The 2,931-nt window shown below is 55.7% G+C and carries 3 protein-coding genes and 1 pseudogene; 2 read left to right on the top strand and 2 right to left on the bottom strand.

Annotated features, from left to right (window positions below; translation table 11 throughout):
- A pseudogene (locus ACFVHU_RS18585) lies at positions 1–158 on the bottom strand (IS256 family transposase); the annotation flags it as partial.
- A gap of 373 nt (positions 159–531) precedes the next feature.
- Between ACFVHU_RS18585 and ACFVHU_RS18580 the strand changes: the two are divergent.
- Together ACFVHU_RS18580 and ACFVHU_RS18575 are read left to right on the top strand one after the other, a co-directional pair.
- Positions 532–732, top strand: coding sequence for a helix-turn-helix transcriptional regulator (locus ACFVHU_RS18580; protein WP_105662736.1), 201 nt, complete (start codon positions 532–534; stop codon positions 730–732).
- Positions 729–1,925, top strand: coding sequence for a type II toxin-antitoxin system HipA family toxin (locus ACFVHU_RS18575; protein ID WP_133835120.1), 1,197 nt, complete (start codon positions 729–731; stop codon positions 1,923–1,925). Before ACFVHU_RS18580 ends, ACFVHU_RS18575 begins: the two co-directional genes overlap by 4 nt.
- 18 nt (positions 1,926–1,943) lie before the next feature.
- On the opposite strand, the gene ACFVHU_RS18570 is transcribed toward ACFVHU_RS18575, so the two are convergent.
- Positions 1,944–2,387 carry a MepB family protein gene (locus ACFVHU_RS18570; RefSeq protein WP_038993720.1) on the bottom strand — a complete coding sequence of 148 codons (444 nt, stop codon included), beginning with the start codon at positions 2,385–2,387 and terminating at the stop codon, positions 1,944–1,946.
- Positions 2,388–2,931 lie beyond the last annotated feature (544 nt).

Raw genomic sequence — 2,931 nt, 5'->3', positions numbered from 1 at the left:
GTGTCTTCGCGTTTGAAAACGGTGCTGGCATTGCAGGTGATGCAGCGCCAGCGCTGGGTTCCTTTGGAGGTGGTTCCGTTTTTCTTCAGTCGGGAGTGACAGATAATACAAGTATGGGATTGTCCAGTAAGCTTCACACTTATGGATTCAATACCCATGTGAACCTTGATCCTGCCCCGGATTTCCGGGGCAGGATCAGGTTTTCAGACACACTTTATTGCCTATAGCCCTGAATGCAGCCATGGCGAAGCTGTGTCCCGATGTCGGACGCGCTTGAAGCGACTAAGCAGACTGCGTGGCCCTGGACCTCCGCGGCTCACTACGGGAGAGGACGCCCGCTCCGTTGCAGGTGCTTTATCCGATGGGTTCTGGTCCGCCAATCGGCAAGATCCTGCCTTTTGATGCCTCTGACAATCGATTGCTTGCACCTGGCTATCATTTCGGTAACTTGTTGCCGATTCTTGCTCCATGCTGAATGATAGTGAGCAGAATGTCGCCAATCGGCGAAATGCTGCCGGAAGAGGATCCTTCATGAATTCAGTGACTGAGCTAGGGGCCGAATTGCAGCGCGTTAGAAAACAGAATGGCCTGACGCAGGAACAGCTGGCTGAATTAGCTGGCATCTCTGAACGTACGCTGCGCTCCATAGAACGAGGGGCGGGAAACCCCTCCATTGAAGCGGTGCTCTCCGTCGCGAATGTACTCGGCCTTCGAATTCGCGTGGCCAAATGAAGCCGCAACTCCAAGAGCTCAAGCTTGTTACCAAGGCTGACGTCTACTGCAACGAAAACCTCGCCGGCACTCTAGCCAGACAGTCCGACGGAAGCGTGGCCTTCAGCTATAACAAGGACTACCTTGCACATGGTGGCGCGGGCATTGCGACATCTTTGCCAGCTTCTCCGGAGGCATACGTTGGGCCTGGGGGCGCGTTGCCATCGTTCTTCTCGGGACTATTGCCCGAAGGCCATCGCCTGACCGTTCTCAAGGACGCAACTAAGACCAGCATCTCTGACGAGTTGACTCTGCTGATGGCAGTGGGCGCCGATACTCCAGGCAATGTACGCGTTGTTCCGGAAGGATCAGCACTGGAGCAAACCCCCGTGGTTGCTGAATTCAGCAGCACGGCCGAACTCGACTTCTCGGTCCTCGCGCGCACCTTGGACCGCCACTCGATCCCCGGCGTGCAAGACAAGATCAGCGCAACCATGCTGACAACACCAGTGGAGTTCAAGAACAGCGCCTATCTGCTCAAGCTTGATCCCCGGGATCATCCGCATTTGGTCGTTAATGAGGCGCAGCACCTGAAAGCAGCGCGATTGCTCAAACTTCCGGTCGCAAACAATCGGCTAGTACTGGATTCCACTGGGAGTCCGGGGCTGCTGGTCGAGAGGTTCGATCGCGAGGGTGTCGAGGGGGCGGATAGTCCCACGCGTTTGGCGTTGGAAGATGCCATGCAGGTATTGAACCTTCCGCCGGCAAGCAAGTATGCAGTGAGCACGGAACAAGCTATTGAAGCCTTAGCGCTGCAGTGCCAGGCTCCGGTGCTCGCCAGGCGCAATCTATACATGCAGTTCGTCTTTGCGTGGCTAACTGGCAACGGCGACTTGCATGGAAAGAACGTCTCGATTCTGGCGGACTTGCATGGACGGTTTAATGTAGCGCCCATCTACGACATCCCATGCACCCTGGTCTACGGCGATGACACCATGGCTTTGACTGTTGCCGGCAAGGCTAAGAATCTGAAGAAGAAGCACTGGGCGGAGCTTGCAAGGGTGCTCGGCTTGGCTGACCGGGCCACGCAGTCAGCGAACCAGTTGGCATTGAAAGCCGCATTGACTGTGGATCTCAGCGAGTTGCCTTTTGAAGGTTCACCTTTGCGTGGTGCGCAACGAGAACTCAGGTTCCGGCGCATGGAGCTGCAGTAGGCGTCTGAGCGGGACAAGTTAGTCTGCGAGCAACGTGAACGCAGGCAGCTGACTATTCTGGCTTTTCTTCGCTTGCCCCTTAAGGCCAGCCGTCCATGATGGATAGACGCGGAAACCGCGCTTGCCTGGAGCCGATGCTGAGGCGAAGACGCCCAGCTCCTCGAGGTGCTGTTGAGTAAAGCGGAAGACGCCGAAACAGCCGGCTTCCTCGATAAAGACCATAACTCCGCGCAGTCCCTCTTCGGATTCGTAGGGGGCAGTAGTCCCAGTTTCGTCCCGATGCCATATGGCTACGAACCCACCTGGCTTTGTTGGCGTGATCCGTGCGGTCCTGATCCGCCACCGCTGTCCGTCAAGCTCAGTTACCCCGGCTTGATAATCGCTCTGCTGTTCTTCGGGAGTCACCTCGCCATACGATTGCCCAGTGAGGTGGCAATAGCGTTCCAACGCCGTGAACTTCATAGACTTCATCCTGTATTCGGTAGATCATCAAGTGGAGTGTCAGCGATCGAAATATCGCTGCTATTCACCGTAGCCGAGGGTGGTGCTTACGTAGCACTGCAAGACCTGTATTGGGCCGGCATCAATGCCGACTGCTCTAGGTAGTCATTGCGCTGATGCCGCCTTGGCCGTCACGCGCATGGAACCTCCAGATGCATCGTTTCGCCATGTGCGTTCTCTTCTTGTGCCTTGCTCAGACGCACGAATGCGCCCGCATCGTCTAATCGGCTGATGTGGGCACAACTCATTGGGTTCGCGTGTATGCGTACGCTTCTCAAGGGTTCAATAAACTCGCTAGGTACAGGCGCTGATGCTCTGTGCAGCTGCGAAATAATGTTTACGCGCTCAGCCCTAGCTCGGTAATAATTGCCAGCGATTGGGCACATGGAAAGAGCCGAATCAGCAGTTCAGGAATTAAGTGTGCACGGTCACCGTCAAAAACCACCCACCCGATTTGCAGGACCCCCAAAACCTGTGTATAGTTTTTCCTTGTCGCCGAGAACAA

The sequence above is a fragment of the Glutamicibacter sp. NPDC127525 genome (assembly GCF_042672105.1).
Taxonomy (GTDB): Bacteria; Actinomycetota; Actinomycetes; order Actinomycetales; family Micrococcaceae; genus Glutamicibacter.
This window is presented reverse-complemented; position numbering and strand designations above follow the sequence as displayed.